The sequence below is a fragment of the Bordetella genomosp. 5 genome (assembly GCF_002261315.1).
Classification (GTDB): Bacteria; Pseudomonadota; Gammaproteobacteria; order Burkholderiales; family Burkholderiaceae_B; genus Bordetella.
In genome coordinates this window covers 489890-505562 of record NZ_NEVP01000011.1, presented here as the reverse complement: position 1 = coordinate 505562, position 15673 = coordinate 489890, and the positions used below count along the sequence as shown (strand labels likewise).

Below are 15673 nucleotides of genomic sequence, written 5' to 3'. Positions count from 1 at the left end.
GCTCAGGCATCCTGTAGCAGAGTGTCGACCACGGCGGCCAGATCGGCCGCGACGCGCGTGCCCTCGGGCAGGCCGCCCTTGGCCTGGGTCTTGGGACCGTTGCCGGTCTGGACCAGCCACGGCTGGCAGCCGGCCGCCGAGGCGGCCTGCAGATCGCGCAGCGAGTCGCCGATGGCGGGCGTGGCGGTCAGGTCGACGTCGTAGCGGTGGCCGATGTCGAACAGCATGCCCGGCAGGGGCTTGCGGCAATTGCAGCCGTCGTCGGGGCCGTGCGGGCACATGAAAATGGCGTCGACATGGCCGCCCACCGCGGCCAGCTCGCGCCGCATCTTGCCGTGGATGGCGTTGAGCGTGGCCATGTCGAACAGGCCGCGCGCCACGCCGGACTGATTGGTGGCAACGACCACGGTCCAGCCGGCCTGGTTCAGGCGTGCGATGGCCTGCAGACTGCCAGGCAGCGCGATCCATTCGTCGGGACTTTTGACGAAGGCGTCGCTGTCCTGATTGATGACGCCATCGCGGTCCAGGATGATGAGTTTCACTGTGCCAGCCTGGAAAGATCCGCCACCTGGTTCATCAGGCCGTGCAGTTGGTTGAGCAGCGCCAGACGGTTGGCACGCAGTGCGGGGTCTTCGGCCATCACCATCACATCGGCGAAGAACGCGTCGACCGGGCCGCGGGCCTGGGCCAGCGTGCGCAGGTTGCCGGCGAAGTCACCGGCGGCGAGCTGGGCCTGGGCCTGCGGCGCGAGCTGCGCCACCGCGGTGGCCAGGGCCTGCTCGGCGGCATCGGTGAGGCGGGCGGGGTCGACCGCGCCGATCTCGCCTTCGGCCTTTTTGAGCAGGTTGCCGATGCGCTTGTTGGCGGCGGCCAGGCTGGCGGCCTCGGGCATCTGCTCGAAGGCGATGACCGCGCGCACGCGCTCGGCCACCTGGTGCAGCGGCGGTGTCAGGGCGATCACGGCCTCGACGGCATTGCGCTCGTATTCGCCGATCAGCTGGTTGCGGTAGCGTTCGAAAATGAAGGCGCGCACCTCGGCGACCGTGGCGGCCTCGATCTTGCCGGCCGGGAAGCTGCGTGCGGCCAGATCGAGCAGCGTGTCGAGCGACAGGGCGCCGGCCTCGCTGATCTTGAGCCAGCCACCCGCGGCGAGTTGCTCGAATGCGCTGATGACGCCCAGCGCGGCACGGCGCAGCGCGAACGGATCGCGCTCGCCCGTGGGGGCCAGGCCGATGCTCCAGATACCGATCAGCGTTTCGGCGCGTTCGGCCAGGAACAGGACGGCGGCGGTCAGGCTTTCGCGCGTGACCGGGGCGTCGTAGCGGTTGCGGTATTGCGTGCGCAGGGCTTCGACGACGCTGTCGGGCTCGCCATCACCGGCGGCATAGTAGGCGCCCATGATGCCTTGCAGCTCGGGGAACTCGCCCACCATGTTTGAGCCCAGGTCGGCCTTGGCCAGCAGGGCCGCGCGGTCGCTGGCGGCGACATCCGCGCCCAGCGCCTCGGCCACGCCGCGCGCGATCGCGCGCACGCGCTCGACGCGCTCGAGCTGCGTGCCGAGTTTGTTGTGATAGACGATGCTGCCCAGCTGCTCGACGCGCGCGGCCAGCGGGACCTTGCGGTCGGTCTGGAAGAAGAACTGCGCATCGGCCAGACGCGGACGCACCACGCGCTGGTTGCCTTCGACGATGTTGACCGGGTTGGCGACCTGCATGTTGCTCACGATCAGGAAGCGGTGCGTGAGCTTGCCGGTGGCCGGATCGAACAGCGGGAAATACTTCTGGTTGAGCCGCATCGTGAGGATCAGGCACTCCTGCGGCACCTGCAGGAACTCCTCTTCGAACTGGCCCACGTAGACGGTCGGGTGTTCGACCAGCGCGGTGACCTCATCGAGCAGCGCGGCCACTTCGGGATCCACGCCCAGCGTGGCGCCCAGGCGCGAGGCCTCGGCCTGCAACTGGCGATCGATCTCGTCGCGGCGTGCCTCGAACGAGGCGATGACGTGGCCGCGTTCGGCCAGCGTGGACACGTAGCTGTCGGCGTCGGTGATTTCGATGTCGCCTTCGCTCATGAAGCGGTGGCCCAGCGTGAGGCGGCCGGCCTGCAGGCCCAGCATGCCGACGGGCACGATGTCGGCGCCGTGCAGGGCGATCAGGCCATGCGCCGGGCGCACGAACTTGACCGTGCTCACGCCGTCGGCCAGCTGATAGCGCATGACCTTGGGGATGGGCAGGGCGTCGGTGGCGGCCTGGATGCCTTCTTGCAGGCCCGTGGCCAGCCGTGCGCCGGCGGCGGTGCCGCGCGCGACGAGGTAGTCCTGCTTGCCGTCGGATTCGCGCTCGAGCTGGTCGGGCGTGAGGTGCTCCAGGCCCTTGGCCGCGAGCTTCTTGGTGAGCGCGGGCGTGGGCTGGCCGTCTTCGGTGAGACCGACCTTGGCCGGCATCAGCTTCTCGGTGTAGGCCTGGTCGGGTGCCTGCGCCAGCACGGCGCTCAGGTGCACGGCGAGGCGGCGCGGCGTGGCGTACGGCGTGACGACGCAGCCGTCGGCCAGCAGGCCGAGGCGGGCCAGCGTGGCGCGCACGCCTTCGGCGTAGGCCTGACCCAGCTTTTGCAGGGCCTTGGGCGGCAGCTCTTCGGTGAGCAGTTCAACCAGCAGGGGGCGGATATCGGTGGTCATGTCAGGCAGCCTCCCCGGCGGCCTTGCGGCCTGCAAGCATCGGGAAGCCCAGTCGTTCGCGGGATTCGAAATAGGCCTGTGCGACGGCGCGCGACAGGTTGCGGATGCGGCCGATGTAGGCCGCGCGTTCGGTCACGCTGATCGCGCCACGCGCGTCCAGCATGTTGAAGGTGTGGGCCGCCTTCAGCGTCGCCTCGTAGGCCGGCAGCGCCAGCGGCACTTCCATCAGGCGCTTGGCCTCGGCTTCGTAGTCGTTGAAGTGCGAGAACAGCATGTCGGCCGACGAGTGTTCGAAGTTGTAGGTGGACTGCTCGACCTCGTTCTGGTGGAACACGTCGCGGTAGAGCACGGGCGTGCCGTCCCAGCCTTCGGTCCAGACCAGGTCGTAGACGCTCTCGACGCCCTGGAGATACATCGCCAGGCGTTCGAGACCGTAGGTGATTTCGCCGGTGGTGGGCGTGCAATCGAGGCCGCCGACCTGCTGGAAGTACGTGAACTGCGTCACTTCCATGCCGTTGAGCCAGACCTCCCAGCCCAGGCCCCAGGCGCCGAGCGTGGGATTTTCCCAGTCGTCTTCGACGAAGCGGATGTCGTGCTGCGTGGGATCGATGCCCAGCGCCTTGAGCGAGCCGATGTACAGATCGAGGATCTCGGGCGGAGCGGGCTTGAGCACGACCTGGTATTGGTAGTAGTGCTGCAGGCGGTTGGGGTTTTCGCCGTAGCGGCCATCCTTGGGACGGCGCGACGGTTGCACGTAGGCAGCGCGCCAGGGTTCCGGGCCGATGGCGCGCAGGAACGTGGCGGTGTGCGATGTGCCGGCCCCGACTTCCATGTCGATCGGCTGCAGCAGGGCGCAACCCTGTTTGTCCCAGTATTCCTGGAGCGTGAGGATGATTTGCTGGAAGGTAAGCATAAAGTCCGTGAAAACGGTGCGCCCGGCCGGGGCCGGAGGTGCGGCCGCGCCGGCGTGGCCGCGAGGCCGGTTGGCATGGAAAACCCGGCATTTTAACTGCCCCGGGGCCAGGATGGGCGCGCATGCCGCCCGGGCCGCCAAACCGGCGCAAATACAGGCTTTGCCGGCCGCTGTCCGACCCGCGGGACGCGGGGGCGCGCAAGCGCCGACGGACCGGGCGCACACCTTTCCGGCGCGCCGGCGCAGGGCCACGCGCCGCCCGCGGCGTGGACCTTCGCGCAGGGGGACATACCGGGCCCCGGCGCAATGGTCGTATGATTCCGTCTTTCCCAGGTCTTATATAAAACCCAGAGCCCGGGGCCACGCCCTGGAGGCCCTCACGGAAGGAGCAGGCATGTCTGAATTGATCAAGGTCGAAGTCAGCGACGGTATCCAGATCATCACGGTGAATCGCCCGGAAGCCAAGAACGCCATCAATCTCGAGACGGCGCAGGCCATGGCGGCCGCCCTGGACGAACTGGACGCGCGCGACGACATCCGCATCGGCATCCTGACCGGCGCCGGCGGCACCTTTTCCTCGGGCATGGACCTCAAGGCGTTCGCGCAAAGCGGCCAGCGTCCGCTGATCCCGGGCCGTGGCTTCGCCGGCCTGAACGAGCGTCCGCCCAAGAAGCCGCTGATCGCGGCGGTCGAGGGCTATGCCCTGGCCGGCGGTTGCGAAATGGCGCTGGCGTCCGATCTGATCGTGGCGGCCAACAATGCCAAGTTCGGCCTGCCCGAAGTGAAGCGCGGCCTGGTGGCGGGCGCGGGCGGCATGCTGCGTCTGCCGCGCCGGCTGCCGTATCACGTGGCCATGGAAGTCATCCTGACCGGTGACATGCTGGGCGCCGAGCGCGCCTACGCGCTGGGCCTGGTCAATCGCCTGACCGAGCCGGGCCAGGCGCTGGCCGGCGCGCTCGAGTTGGCCCGTGTGATCGTCGAAAACGGCCCGCTGGCCGTGCAGACGGCCAAGAGCATCGTGTCGCAGGCCACCGACTGGGAGCAGGAAGGCATGTTCGATCGCCAGCGCCCGCTGATCGCCCACATCTTCACGTCCGCCGACGCCAAAGAAGGCGCGACGGCCTTCGCCGAAAAACGCAAGCCCGTCTGGCAAGGCAAATGACTGTTAGCCCCCACGCTGCGCCTTCGGCTTGCTGCCCCCCGAGGGGGCCTTTTCGCCTAGGGGCGGCCCGTCGGCGAAAATGCCCCCACGCGGCGCCTTCGGCTTGCTGCCCCCCGAGGGGGCCTTTTCGCCTAGGGGCGGCCCGTCGGCGAAAATAAATTTTTCTCCGGCTCGCGCGCCGCGCGGGTCGGCCATTTTTTGTTCGTCACGCACCATCGATATCGCCATGACCGTCATCATCAAAGAAGAGGATCTGATTCAGTCCATCGCGGACGGGATTCAGTTCATCAGCTACTACCACCCCGTTGACTACATCCGCCATCTGGCGCGCGCTTACGAGCGCGAGGAGAGCCCCGCCGCGCGCGACGCGATGGCGCAGATCCTGACCAACTCGCGCATGTGCGCCGAAGGCAAGCGTCCGCTCTGCCAGGACACCGGCATCGTCAACGTGTTCCTGAAGATCGGCATGGACGTGCGTTTCGAGACGAAGCGCACGCTGCAGGAGCTCTGTGACGAGGGTGTGCGTCAGGGTTACCTGAACCCCGACAATCCGCTGCGCGCGTCCGTGCTCGACGATCCGATCTTCGCGCGCAAGAACACGCGCGACAACACGCCCTGTATCCTGCACGTCGACCTGGTGCCTGGAAACACCGTCGACGTGCAGATCGCTTCGAAGGGCGGTGGTTCCGAGAACAAGACCAAGTTCGCGATGCTCAACCCCAGCGATTCGCTGGTCGACTGGGTGCTCAAGACCGTGCCGTCGATGGGCGCCGGCTGGTGCCCGCCGGGCATGCTCGGCATTGGCGTCGGCGGCACCGCCGAGAAGGCCATGCTGATGGCCAAGCAGTCGCTGATGGAAGACATCGACATGTACGAGCTGCTGGCCCGCGGCCCGCAGAACAAGCTCGAAGAGCTGCGCATCGAGCTCTACGAAAAGGTCAACGCGCTGGGCATCGGCGCGCAGGGCCTGGGCGGCCTCACCACCGTGCTCGACGTGAAGATCTCCACCTTCGCGACGCACGCCGCCTCCAAGCCCGTGGCGATGATCCCCAACTGTGCCGCCACCCGTCACGCTCACTTCGTGCTCGATGGTTCCGGTCCGGCCCGTCTGGATCCGCCGTCGCTGTCCGAGTGGCCCGAAGTGCACTGGGCCCCCGACTACAACAAGTCCAAGCAGGTCGACCTCGACACGCTCACGCGTGAAGAAGTGGCGAGCTGGAAGCCGGGTCAGACGCTGCTGCTGTCGGGCAAGATGCTCACCGGCCGCGACGCCGCGCACAAGCGCATCCAGGACATGCTGGCCAAGGGCGAGAAGCTGCCCGTGGACTTCACCAATCGCGTCATCTACTACGTCGGTCCGGTCGATCCGGTCGGCGACGAAGTGGTCGGCCCGGCGGGTCCCACCACCGCGACCCGCATGGACAAGTTCACCGAGATGATGCTGGCGCAGACCGGCCTGATCTCGATGATCGGCAAGTCCGAGCGCGGCCCGGTGGCGATCGAGGCGATCCGCAAGCACGGCTCGGCCTACCTGATGGCCGTGGGCGGCGCCGCCTACCTCGTGTCCAAGGCGATCCGCGAAGCCAAGGTCCTGGCGTTCGAGGACCTGGGCATGGAAGCCATCTACGAGTTCAACGTGAAGGACATGCCCGTCACGGTGGCCGTGGATGCGCAGGGCACCTCGGTGCACACCACCGGCCCGAAGGAATGGCAGGCCCGGATCGGCAAGATCCCCGTCGCCACCGCCTGACCGGCACGGCCCCGAAGAAACCCGCCCCGGCGGGTTTTTTCATGGGCGCGCGCCGCGTTGCCCGAGCGCCCGGCACCTCTTCGCAAAGCCGAAACCCCGCCTTGAGGAAAAACGAATTTACAAGGGTGGGGCAGGGCGGGCATGCTGCCAGCCTGACTCAGTTTCATCGAAGAGGATGTGCCATGAACGACGCCAACCCCGCCGATTGGATCGGCAGCACCGAACGCGTGGCCGACACGCTCGATCCGGTGCACGCCGCCCGTATCGCCGCCACGCTGGGGGAGCCGGCGCCGGCCGCGGGCGAGGCCCTGCCGCCGCTGTGGCAGTGGGCCTACTTCATCAAGGCGGTCGAGTCCGATGGGCTGGGCAACGACGGCCATCCGGCGCGCGGGGGATTTCTGCCGCCGGCCAATGACCGCAACCGCATGTGGGCGGGTGGCCGGGTCGAATTCCGCGAGCCGCTGCGTGTCGGCGTGCCGGCCGAGCGCGTGTCCACCGTGGCCGACGTCAAGGAAAAGACCGGCCGCACGGGCTCGCTGCTGTTCGTGACCGTGCGCCACGAGTATCACCAGGAAGGCCGCGTCGCCATCCAGGAAGAACAGGACATCGTCTACCGCCAGCCCTCGCCGCCCAAGCTCGAGGGCAGCGAGCCGGCGCCGCAGGCTCAGTGGTCCGACACGATCGAGCCCTCCGCCGTGCTGCTGTTCCGCTACTCGGCGGTCACGTTCAACGGTCATCGCATTCACTACGATCATCCCTATGTCACCGGCACCGAGGGCTATCCCGGTCTGGTGGTGCACGGCCCGCTGATCGCCACCTCGATGGTGGCGGCGTTTCGCCGGGCCCAGCCGCGGGCGCGTCTGTCGCACCTCAGCTATCGCGGCCTGCGCCCGCTCATCAGCCCCGCGCCCTTCCAGGCCGCGGGCGCCATCGTCGAGCCCGGTCTGGCCCGCCTGTGGGCGGAGCAGGGCGGCACGCTGGCGCATCAGGCCGAACTGAGGTTCGAAGCATGAGCGCGGCGCCCGGGATTCTGCCACTCGAGGGCATCACGGTCGTGAGCCTGGAGCATGCCATCGCGGCGCCGTTCTGCACGCGCCAGCTCGCCGACATGGGGGCGCGCGTCATCAAGATCGAGCGTCCCGGCGTAGGCGACTTCGCGCGCGGCTACGACGAGCGCGTGCGCGGCCTGTCGTCGCACTTCGTCTGGACCAACCGCTCGAAAGAAAGCCTCGGGCTCGACCTGAAGCAGCCGGATGCCGCCGAGGTCATGGAGCGCCTGTTGGGCCAGGCCGACGTGCTGGTCCAGAACCTCGCGCCCGGCGCCGCCGCGCGCCTCGGTCTGTCGTTCGACGCGCTGCACGCGCGCTTTCCTCGCCTCATCGTGTGCGACATCTCCGGCTACGGCGAGGGCGGTCCGTACCAAGACAAAAAGGCCTACGACCTGCTGATCCAGAGCGAAAGCGGTTTCGTGTCCGTGACCGGCACGCCCCACGAAGGCGTGAAGGCGGGCTGCTCGATCTCGGACATCGCGGCCGGCATGTATGCCTACTCGTCCATCCTCAATGCCCTGCTGCTGCGCCAGCGCACGGGCGAGGGCAGCCGTGTCGACGTGTCCATGCTGGAGAGCATGGTCGAGTGGATGGGCTACCCGATGTACTACGCGTTCGACGGCGCCCCGCCGCCCGCACGCGCGGGCGCGGCGCACGCCACCATCTATCCGTATGGCCCGTTCCCCGTCGCGGGGGGCGACACCATCATGCTGGGGCTGCAGAACGAGCGCGAATGGAAGGTGTTCTGCGAACAGGTGCTGCGCCAGCCCGAGCTCGCGGCCGACGAGCGCTATGCCTCGAATTCCCGCCGCACGGCCAATCGCGATGCCTTGCGCGCGCTGATCGTGCACGCGTTTTCCACGCTCTCGATCGATGAGGTCACCGAGCGGCTGGAGGCCGCGCACATCGCCAACGCGCGCGTGAACGACATGCGCGGCGTCTGGAGCCATCCGCAGCTCGCCGCGCGCGATCGCTGGCGCGAGGTCGACAGCCCTGCGGGGCCGATCCCGGCCCTGCTGCCGCCGGCTGTCAGCAACCGCTACGAGCCGCGCATGGGCGCGATCCCCGCGGTGGGCGAAAACACCGATGCGGTGCTAGCATCGCTGGGATACGCGCCCGACGAGGTGGCGCGCCTGCGTGCAGCGGAGGTGGTGTGATGGCGACAGTGATTCGAACCGCGCTGTTTGTACCGGCCAATCGGCCGGAGCGCATTCCCAAGGCCCTGGCGGCCGGCGCCGATGCCGTGATCGTCGATCTCGAAGACGCGGTCGAGCATCTCGGCAAGGACGCCGCGCGCGAGTCGCTCTGCGACTTCCTCGGCACCCATCCCGAGGCGCGCGTGTGGGTTCGGATCAACGACGCCAGCACCCCCTGGCACGAGGCCGACATCAAGGCCTGCCGGGGCCGCGGCAATATCACCGGGCTGCTGCTTCCCAAGGCCGAGAGCCTGGCTCAGGTGCGCCATGTGGCGCAGAGCGGCATCGCCGTGCTGCCGATCATCGAAACCGCGCAGGGCCTGATCAACGTGGCCGAGGTGGCCGCCACGCCGGGCGTCGCCCGGCTCGCCTTCGGCAGCCTGGATTTCGCGCTCGATCTGGGCCTGAGTCCCGACACCGACGGGGCCGACGTCGTGCTCGATCAGGCACGGGTCCAGGTGCTGTTGCACAGCCGCGGCGCCGGCCTGGCCCAGCCGCTCGACGGCGTGTTTCCCGGCATCCAGGACAGCTCCGGCCTGCGCGCCGCCGCGATGCGCGCGCGCGACATGGGCTTCGGCGGCATGCTCTGCATTCATCCGAATCAGGTGCCGGTCATTCACGAGGCGTTCCTGCCGCCGCTGGCCGACGTGGCCTGGGCGCGCGAGGTGCTGCGCGCCGCCAAGGAGAGTGGGGCCGCCGCCTTCAAGCTCGATGGCAAGATGGTCGATGCGCCGGTGATCGCGCGCGCGCGCCGCCTGCTTGAGCTCGCGGGCGAATCGCCGGTCGCACGATGAGCGCCCGCGCGCTCTTCGTCGGCCACACCTATATCGACGTCACGGTGCTGGCCGAGCACTGGCCCACCGGCGACGACAAAGCCGTCGCGCAGGACTACGCCGTGTCGTTCGGCGGCAATGCGGTCACCGCGGCCTTTGCCTACGCCCGGCTGGGCGGCGCGCCCGACCTCATCTGCACCGAGGCGCCCGACGCCTTCGGCAGCCTGTTCGCCACGATGGCGCAGCGGCACGGTGTCGCGCTGCACGGCCGGCCCGTCGCCCGCTCTTCGTTGTCGTTCATCATGCCCAACGCGGGCCGGCGCGCCATTGTCCGCGCGCGCGATGACCACCATCTCGCCGCTTATCCCCAGCTCGATGTCGCGCCGTATCGCGTGCTTCACCTCGACGGGCATCAGCCCGACGCGGCGCTGCACTATGCGCGTGCCTGCCGTGAACGCGGCATCCTCACCTCGCTCGATGGCGGCGGTCTGCGCAGCAGTACCGAAGAGCTGCTCCAGTACATCGATGTGGCGGTGTGTGCCGAACGCCTGTGCGAGCAGATGGGCCTGTCCGCCGAAGGCTTGCTCGCGCTGCTGCGTGGCCGCGGCTGCCGGGTGGGCGCCGTGACCCAGGGCGAGCGCGGCATGCTCTGGTACGGCGAGGACGGCGTGCTGCAGCGCCTGCCGGCGCTGGCCGTGCCGGCCGAACAGGTGGTCGACACCTCGGGTGCCGGCGACGTGTTTCATGGCGCCTATGTGTGGTCGTATGCGTTGCGCCCGCAACTGCCCTGGATCGAGCACTTCCGCTGGGCGCGCGCGGCCTCGGCGTACAAGATCCAGCATCTGGGCAACGAGGCGGGCCTGCCGGGCCAGGCCGATGTCGAGGCGGTGCGGGCGCGCTATCCCGAGCGCGCACCGGCCTGATTCAGGCCAGCGGTTCGATGGCCTGATCGGCCACGCCGGCGATCAGGGCCGGCAGGGCGCCCTGCGGCAGGATCAGCGCGGGGGCCAGGTCGGCCAGCGGCCGCAGCACGAAGGCGCGCTCGTGCATGCGCGGATGCGGCAGCGTGAGCCGGGGATGATCCAGCGTCACGCCTTCATAGATCAGCAGATCGAGATCGAGCGTGCGCGGCGCGTTGCGATAAGGGCGTTCGCGGCCGTGGGCCAGCTCGAGGCGTTGCAGGACATCGAGCAACGCCAGCGGCGCCAGCGTGGTGTGCAGCGCGGCGACCGCATTGATGAAGTCGGGGCCGGTCGCGTCGACCGGCGCGCTGCGATAGAACGGGGAGACCGTGACCATCTCGATGCCCGGCGTGGCGCCGAGCTCGCCGGCCACGTGCCGCAGGGTCGCGGCGCTGTCGCCCAGGTTGGCACCCAGGCCGACGTAGGCGAGTGTCATTCGGCGGCCGGTGCCGAACCACCGGAAGAGCGGCGGCGGCGCGGGCGGCGCTTGCGCGTCGAGGCCGGCGCGTCGCCCGGCTCGCGCGGCAGGCGCGCGGTGTCTTCGATCATCTCGGCACGGGTGTCGTCGTCGGCGTTGGCCAGGTCCATCCACCATTGCGCCAGCACGCTGTCGAACTCGCCCGCGGCGGCACGCAGCTGCAGGAAGTCGCAGGCGGCGCGGAAGCGCGGCTGCTCGATCATGCGATAAATGGTCTTGCCGGCGCGGCGCTCGAAGCGCGGCTGCATGAACCAGATCTCGCGCATGTCCGACGAGAAGCGGCGCTGGATCGCGAGCTTTTCGGTCTGCTCGTCGAGCACCGAATCGGCCGCCTGGATCAGCGCGGGAATGGTGTGCTCGCCATTGGCGCGCAGCTGCTTCCAGCGCACATCCACCAACTGCCACAGCAGCGCCGCAAACAAGAAGCTGGGGCTGATGCTCTTGCCCGCGCGCACGCGCGCGTCGGTGCGCTCGAGGGCCAGTTCGACGAAGTGTTCGCCGCCGGGCTGCTCCAGCACGACGTCGAGCAGCGGCAGCAGGCCGTGATGCAGACCTTCGCCGCGCAGCTGGCGCAGACAGTCCATCGCATGACCGCAGGTCAGCAGCTTGAGCATTTCGTCGAACAGGCGCGAAGCCGGCACGTTTTCGATCAGCGCGGCCATCGTGCGGATCGGCGCGCGCGTGGCGGTGTCGATGCTGCCGTTGAGCTTGGCCGCGAAACGCACGGCGCGCAGCATGCGCACCGGGTCTTCGCGGTAGCGCTTGACCGGATCACCGATGATGCGCACCTGGCGCTTCTTCAGGTCCTGCACGCCCTGGTGATAGTCGATCACCTCTTCGGTGTGGGGATCGTAGTAGAGCGCATTCATCGTGAAGTCGCGGCGGGCCGCGTCTTCTTCCTGCGAACCGAACACGTTGTCGCGCAGGATGCGGCCGTGCTCGTCGGTCTCCTGGCTTTCGGTGGCGGGGGCGCGGAACGTGGAGGTCTCGATGATCTCCTGGCCGAACACCACGTGCACCAGCTGGAAGCGGCGGCCGATGATGCGGGCACGGCGGAACAGCGGGCGGATCTGCTCGGGCGTGGCGTTGGTGGCCACGTCGAAGTCTTTGGGTTCCAGGCCGACGATCAGGTCGCGGACGGCGCCGCCGACCACATAGGCTTCGTAGCCATGCTGGCGCAGCACTTCGCACACCTTGATGGCGTGGCGCGACACGTTGCGCCGGTCGATCCCGTGACGGTCATGCGGGATGCGCTGCGGCCCCCCTCGCAGGGCGGGGCCGAACAGACGTCCGACGAATTTTTTGATGGTCTCGGTGATCATTAGGACTTGGAATCTTCCATGTGGTCGAACAGATCCAGCACTTGCCAGCCGCGTTCGGCAGCGATGCTCCGCAGGCGCGGGCTGGGGTTGGTGGCAACGGGCTGCGTGACCACTTCGAGCAGCGGCACGTCGTTGACCGAATCGCTGTAGAAGAACGATTCGCTGAAATCGGCGAGCGACAGGCCGAGACCGGCCAGCCACTGGTTCACGCGCACGACCTTGCCTTCCTTGAAGGCCGGCGTGCCCTCGATACGGCCGGTGTAGCGGCCGCCGAGATACTGGGGATCGGTGGCGATCAGGACCGGCACGCCGAACGCGCGCGCGATCGGCGCGGTCACGAAGCTGTTGGTGGCGGTGACGACCGCGCACAGGTCGCCGGCGGCGAGGTGGCGTTCGACCAGCTCGCGCGGACGCGCCTCGAAAGCCGGGCGGATCACCTGCGTCATGAATTCTTCGTGCCAGGCCGCCAGCTCGAACGGTGAGTGCGCGGCAAGCAGACCCAGCATGAACTCGGCCGCCTGCTCGGCGGTCAGCTCGCCGCGGTTGTACTGCTCCATCAGGTCGTCGTTGCGGCGACGCGCCTCGTCCGGGTCGCCGGCGCGGCCGGTGCGGGCCAGGAAGTCGGCCCACTGATAGTCGCTATCGAGCGGCAGCAGGGTGTGGTCCAGGTCGAACAGGGCGAGGCGGCGGGTGGTCATGTCGATGAGGAGTGGGGGTCTGCGAGCATGGCGCGCAACAGAGCGGTGGTGATCGGGCGGCCCGTGGCCAGCGAGTAGCGGTCCAGCGCGTCGAGCAGGGCGGCAAGCTTGCGGATGTCGCGCTCGTGGTGCGTCAACATCCAGTTGATGATCTCGGGCGCCAGGTGCAGGCCACGGTCGGCAGCCTGCGCGGACAGCGCCGCCAGCTTGTCGGCGTCGGACAGCGGATCGAGGCGGAACACGAGGTCCCAGCCCAGCCGCGTACGCAGGTCTTCGCGCAACGGCAGCGACATCGGGGCGCGGTCGCCCGATACGGCCAGCGCGAACGCACGGTCGGTCGCGGCGGATTCGCGCCAGCGATTGTACAGGGCGAACAGGCCGGCCTGCCGCCGTTCATCCATCCGGTGCACGTCGTCGACGGCGATGAACTTCGGCATCGGCGCCGTGGAATCGGCTTCGGCCAGCGTGCGCAGGGCCTGCAGGCCGCGCTCGGCATCGATGTAGATGGCGTCTTCGCGAGCGGTCAGGCCACGCAGCAGGTGCGAGCGGCCGCAACCGGCCGGGCCCCAGAGGTAGATGGCACGGCCGGCACGCAATGCGCGCGCCGCTGCCAGCGCCTCCCCGTTGGGGCCGGCAATATAGTTGTTCAGCGAGGGCGCTGGCGCAGGAAGAACGTCGAGCAGCAGCTGGCGGTTCATGAAATGGCGATAAATCGGGCTTCGGTACGCGCGGCCCGCGAAAGTCCACGGAAAGCCGGCCGCGCGCGGCCAACCCCGAACTTTAAACCACGGCGGGCGGTATGTCGCGCGCGCGCTACCGCGCGAGGCCGGGAAGCGGGCCACTCGCGGGCCGTACAGCCAGTCTGCATGCGCTTTTGCGCGGTATTCGGCGCTTTCGGCGGCTAACGTCGTAAAATCCCGAAGTTCCACCTAATTCCGCAATTGTTACAACCCCCACGGTTTCTCCATGACGACTGAACACTCCGCTCCCCTGACCTACCGCGACGCCGGGGTCGACATCGACGCGGGCGACGCGCTGGTCGACCGCATCAAGCCCCTGGCCGCGCGCACCATGCGCGCCGGTGTGCTGGCCGGGATCGGCGGCTTCGGCGCGCTGTTCGAAGTGCCCAAGAAGTACCGCGAGCCGGTGCTGGTCTCGGGCACCGACGGCGTGGGTACCAAGCTGCGCCTGGCGTTCGAATGGAACCGTCACGACACCGTCGGCATCGACCTGGTCGCCATGAGCGTCAACGACATCCTGGTCCAGGGCGCCGAGCCGCTGTTCTTCCTCGACTACTTCGCCTGCGGCAAGCTGTCGGTCGACACCGCCGCTTCGGTGGTGGGCGGCATCGCCCGCGGCTGCGAGCTGGCCGGCTGCGCGCTGATCGGCGGCGAAACCGCCGAAATGCCGGGCATGTACCCCGATGGCGAATACGACCTGGCGGGCTTCGCCGTCGGCGCCGTCGACAAGTCGGCCATCATCGACGGCAAGTCGATCCAGCCGGGCGACGTGGTGCTGGGCCTGGCATCGAGCGGCGCGCATTCCAACGGCTACTCGCTGGTGCGCAAGATTCTCGAACGCGCGGGTGCCCGTCCCGACCAGGACTTCCACGGCCAGCCGCTGGTCGACGTCGTCATGGCGCCCACCCACATCTACGTCAAGCAGGTGCTGGCCGCGCTGGCCGCGCACGGCTCGGCGATCAAGGGTCTGGCCCACATCACCGGCGGCGGTCTGGTCGACAACGTGCCCCGCATCCTGCAGAACGGCCTGACGGCCAAGCTGCACCGCGATGGCTGGGAAATGCCCAAGCTGTTCCAGTGGCTGCAGCAGCAGGGCGGCGTGGCCGACGCGGAAATGCACCGCGTGTTCAACTGCGGCATCGGCATGGTGCTGGTGGTGTCGGCCGATCAGGCCGACGCCGTCGCGGCCACGCTGCGCGCGCAGGGTGAAACGGTCAACCGCATCGGCGAGATCGTGCCCCAACAAGACGGCATGGCCCAGACCATCGTGGTCTGAGCGCGGGCGGCCGCGGCCGCATCGCATCGAAAAAGCCTGGCCCGGAAACGGCGCCAGGCTTTTTTGTTTGCCGCGCGGCGAACGCGTGCGACGGGGTGCGGCGGTTGCGCGGAGGATGCGCGCTGGCTGCCGCGTCAGCGCGTCAGGCGCAGGGGCGGCACGTCGGCGAGCCGGGATTCGGCAATGGGCGCGCCGTCGTTCAGATGCGCCGCGAGATCGCGGGTCGTGGAGCGGCGGGTCAGCATCAGGCAGCGCGCCTCGGCGCCGGCGGTGCGCGTGGCGTGCCACGTGCCAGGCTTCATGCAGATGCCCTGGCCCTGCGGCACCAGGAAGGCTCTGAGCGTGCCGAGGTCCGGCGTGCCGGGGGCCGTGCTCGCCGCCACGACCTGCACGATGGCGGCGGTCAGCGGCACGACCGCCTGCTCGGTCAGGTCATGCACCTCGAGACGGGCGATCACCGGCTCGGCCGAGCGATAGTCCACCCACAGAATCTCGGGCTCGCCACCCGTGCCGGTATCGAAGACATGCTCCTGCCAGAAGTCGGAGGCCGGGCTGGCGAACGCGGTGCCGGCGGGCGCCGACTCGACCGGCTTGCCCAGCATCCACCCGTAGGGCAGCACGGCGGTGGCGTGGAGGGGTTCGATGCGCAGCGGAAGGGTTTCGTTCATGGGTGCGGT

General features: G+C 68.8%; 15 protein-coding genes. 7 read left to right on the top strand and 8 right to left on the bottom strand.

The features are described 5' to 3' along the window. Positions 1 to 2: 2 nt before the first annotated feature. The 3 genes from gmhB to glyQ are packed head-to-tail and all read right to left on the bottom strand — an operon-like array spanning position 3 to position 3590. Positions 3 to 542, bottom strand: a complete 540-nt coding sequence (gene gmhB, locus CAL25_RS19425) for a D-glycero-beta-D-manno-heptose 1,7-bisphosphate 7-phosphatase (RefSeq protein ID WP_094803014.1) — start codon at positions 540 to 542, stop codon at positions 3 to 5. Further along, positions 539 to 2677, bottom strand: coding sequence for a glycine--tRNA ligase subunit beta (glyS, locus tag CAL25_RS19420; protein ID WP_094803012.1), 2139 nt, complete (start codon positions 2675 to 2677; stop codon positions 539 to 541). The genes gmhB and glyS overlap by 4 nt, the downstream gene beginning before the upstream one ends. Before the next feature lies 1 nt (position 2678). Further along, positions 2679 to 3590 carry a glycine--tRNA ligase subunit alpha gene (gene glyQ / locus CAL25_RS19415; RefSeq protein ID WP_094803010.1) on the bottom strand — a complete coding sequence of 304 codons (912 nt, stop codon included), beginning with the start codon at positions 3588 to 3590 and terminating at the stop codon, positions 2679 to 2681. Between the two features lie 394 nt (positions 3591 to 3984). Between glyQ and CAL25_RS19410 the strand changes: the two genes are divergently transcribed. The 6 genes from CAL25_RS19410 to CAL25_RS19385 all read left to right on the top strand — a co-directional run bounded on the left by CAL25_RS19410 (position 3985) and on the right by CAL25_RS19385 (position 10443). Further along, positions 3985 to 4752 (top strand): crotonase/enoyl-CoA hydratase family protein, encoded by a 768-nt coding sequence (locus tag CAL25_RS19410; RefSeq protein WP_094803008.1) that lies wholly within the window; start codon positions 3985 to 3987, stop codon positions 4750 to 4752. Between the two features lie 226 nt (positions 4753 to 4978). Continuing rightward, positions 4979 to 6502: a fumarate hydratase gene (locus CAL25_RS19405; RefSeq protein ID WP_094803006.1), complete on the top strand. Its 1524-nt coding sequence runs from the start codon at positions 4979 to 4981 to the stop codon at positions 6500 to 6502. A gap of 182 nt (positions 6503 to 6684) precedes the next feature. Further along, a complete protein-coding gene (locus CAL25_RS19400) occupies positions 6685 to 7515 on the top strand; it encodes an FAS1-like dehydratase domain-containing protein (RefSeq protein ID WP_094803004.1) in 831 nt (276 codons plus the stop codon). Beyond that, a complete protein-coding gene (locus CAL25_RS19395; RefSeq protein WP_094803002.1) occupies positions 7512 to 8708 on the top strand; it encodes a CaiB/BaiF CoA transferase family protein in 1197 nt (398 codons plus the stop codon). Before CAL25_RS19400 ends, CAL25_RS19395 begins: the two co-directional genes overlap by 4 nt. Then, the gene (locus CAL25_RS19390; RefSeq protein ID WP_094803000.1) at positions 8705 to 9541 is read left to right on the top strand and encodes an HpcH/HpaI aldolase/citrate lyase family protein; all 837 of its coding nucleotides are present in this window, start codon (positions 8705 to 8707) and stop codon (positions 9539 to 9541) included. Before CAL25_RS19395 ends, CAL25_RS19390 begins: the two co-directional genes overlap by 4 nt. Then, positions 9538 to 10443, top strand: coding sequence for a sugar kinase (locus tag CAL25_RS19385; protein ID WP_094802998.1), 906 nt, complete (start codon positions 9538 to 9540; stop codon positions 10441 to 10443). Before CAL25_RS19390 ends, CAL25_RS19385 begins: the two co-directional genes overlap by 4 nt. Before the next feature lies 1 nt (position 10444). On the opposite strand, the gene CAL25_RS19380 is transcribed toward CAL25_RS19385, so the two are convergent. Genes CAL25_RS19380 through hda form a run of 4 tightly spaced genes read right to left on the bottom strand, consistent with a single transcriptional unit; the run spans position 10445 to position 13678 of the window. Then, a complete protein-coding gene (locus tag CAL25_RS19380; RefSeq protein WP_094802997.1) occupies positions 10445 to 10918 on the bottom strand; it encodes a 2-amino-4-hydroxy-6-hydroxymethyldihydropteridine diphosphokinase in 474 nt (157 codons plus the stop codon). Then, positions 10915 to 12282, bottom strand: coding sequence for a polynucleotide adenylyltransferase PcnB (pcnB, locus tag CAL25_RS19375; protein WP_094802995.1), 1368 nt, complete (start codon positions 12280 to 12282; stop codon positions 10915 to 10917). Before pcnB ends, CAL25_RS19380 begins: the two co-directional genes overlap by 4 nt. After that, entirely contained in the window at positions 12282 to 12980 is a 699-nt protein-coding gene (locus CAL25_RS19370; RefSeq protein ID WP_094802993.1) for an HAD family hydrolase, read from the bottom strand. Before CAL25_RS19370 ends, pcnB begins: the two co-directional genes overlap by 1 nt. Continuing rightward, entirely contained in the window at positions 12977 to 13678 is a 702-nt protein-coding gene (gene hda / locus CAL25_RS19365) for a DnaA regulatory inactivator Hda (RefSeq protein WP_094802991.1), read from the bottom strand. Before hda ends, CAL25_RS19370 begins: the two co-directional genes overlap by 4 nt. 268 nt (positions 13679 to 13946) lie before the next feature. On the opposite strand from hda, the gene purM reads away from it, so the two are divergent. After that, on the top strand, positions 13947 to 14996 hold the full coding sequence (purM, locus tag CAL25_RS19360) for a phosphoribosylformylglycinamidine cyclo-ligase (protein WP_094802989.1): 1050 nt from the start codon (positions 13947 to 13949) through the stop codon (positions 14994 to 14996). A 134-nt stretch (positions 14997 to 15130) separates the two neighbouring features. On the opposite strand, the gene CAL25_RS19355 is transcribed toward purM, so the two are convergent. Then, positions 15131 to 15664, bottom strand: coding sequence for an ureidoglycolate lyase (locus tag CAL25_RS19355; protein WP_094802987.1), 534 nt, complete (start codon positions 15662 to 15664; stop codon positions 15131 to 15133). Between the last annotated feature and the right edge of the window lie 9 nt (positions 15665 to 15673).

Coding starts and splice junctions, on each gene's coding strand:
- CAL25_RS19385 (WP_094802998.1), top strand. CDS start 9,538: ATGAGCGCCCGCGCGCTCTTCGTCGGCCACACCTATATCGACGTCACG.
- CAL25_RS19370 (WP_094802993.1), bottom strand. CDS start 12,980: ATGACCACCCGCCGCCTCGCCCTGTTCGACCTGGACCACACCCTGCTG.
- CAL25_RS19410 (WP_094803008.1), top strand. CDS start 3,985: ATGTCTGAATTGATCAAGGTCGAAGTCAGCGACGGTATCCAGATCATC.
- CAL25_RS19400 (WP_094803004.1), top strand. CDS start 6,685: ATGAACGACGCCAACCCCGCCGATTGGATCGGCAGCACCGAACGCGTG.
- pcnB (WP_094802995.1), bottom strand. CDS start 12,282: ATGATCACCGAGACCATCAAAAAATTCGTCGGACGTCTGTTCGGCCCC.
- CAL25_RS19355 (WP_094802987.1), bottom strand. CDS start 15,664: ATGAACGAAACCCTTCCGCTGCGCATCGAACCCCTCCACGCCACCGCC.
- purM (WP_094802989.1), top strand. CDS start 13,947: ATGACGACTGAACACTCCGCTCCCCTGACCTACCGCGACGCCGGGGTC.
- CAL25_RS19380 (WP_094802997.1), bottom strand. CDS start 10,918: ATGACACTCGCCTACGTCGGCCTGGGTGCCAACCTGGGCGACAGCGCC.
- glyS (WP_094803012.1), bottom strand. CDS start 2,677: ATGACCACCGATATCCGCCCCCTGCTGGTTGAACTGCTCACCGAAGAG.
- CAL25_RS19395 (WP_094803002.1), top strand. CDS start 7,512: ATGAGCGCGGCGCCCGGGATTCTGCCACTCGAGGGCATCACGGTCGTG.
- glyQ (WP_094803010.1), bottom strand. CDS start 3,590: ATGCTTACCTTCCAGCAAATCATCCTCACGCTCCAGGAATACTGGGAC.
- hda (WP_094802991.1), bottom strand. CDS start 13,678: ATGAACCGCCAGCTGCTGCTCGACGTTCTTCCTGCGCCAGCGCCCTCG.
- CAL25_RS19405 (WP_094803006.1), top strand. CDS start 4,979: ATGACCGTCATCATCAAAGAAGAGGATCTGATTCAGTCCATCGCGGAC.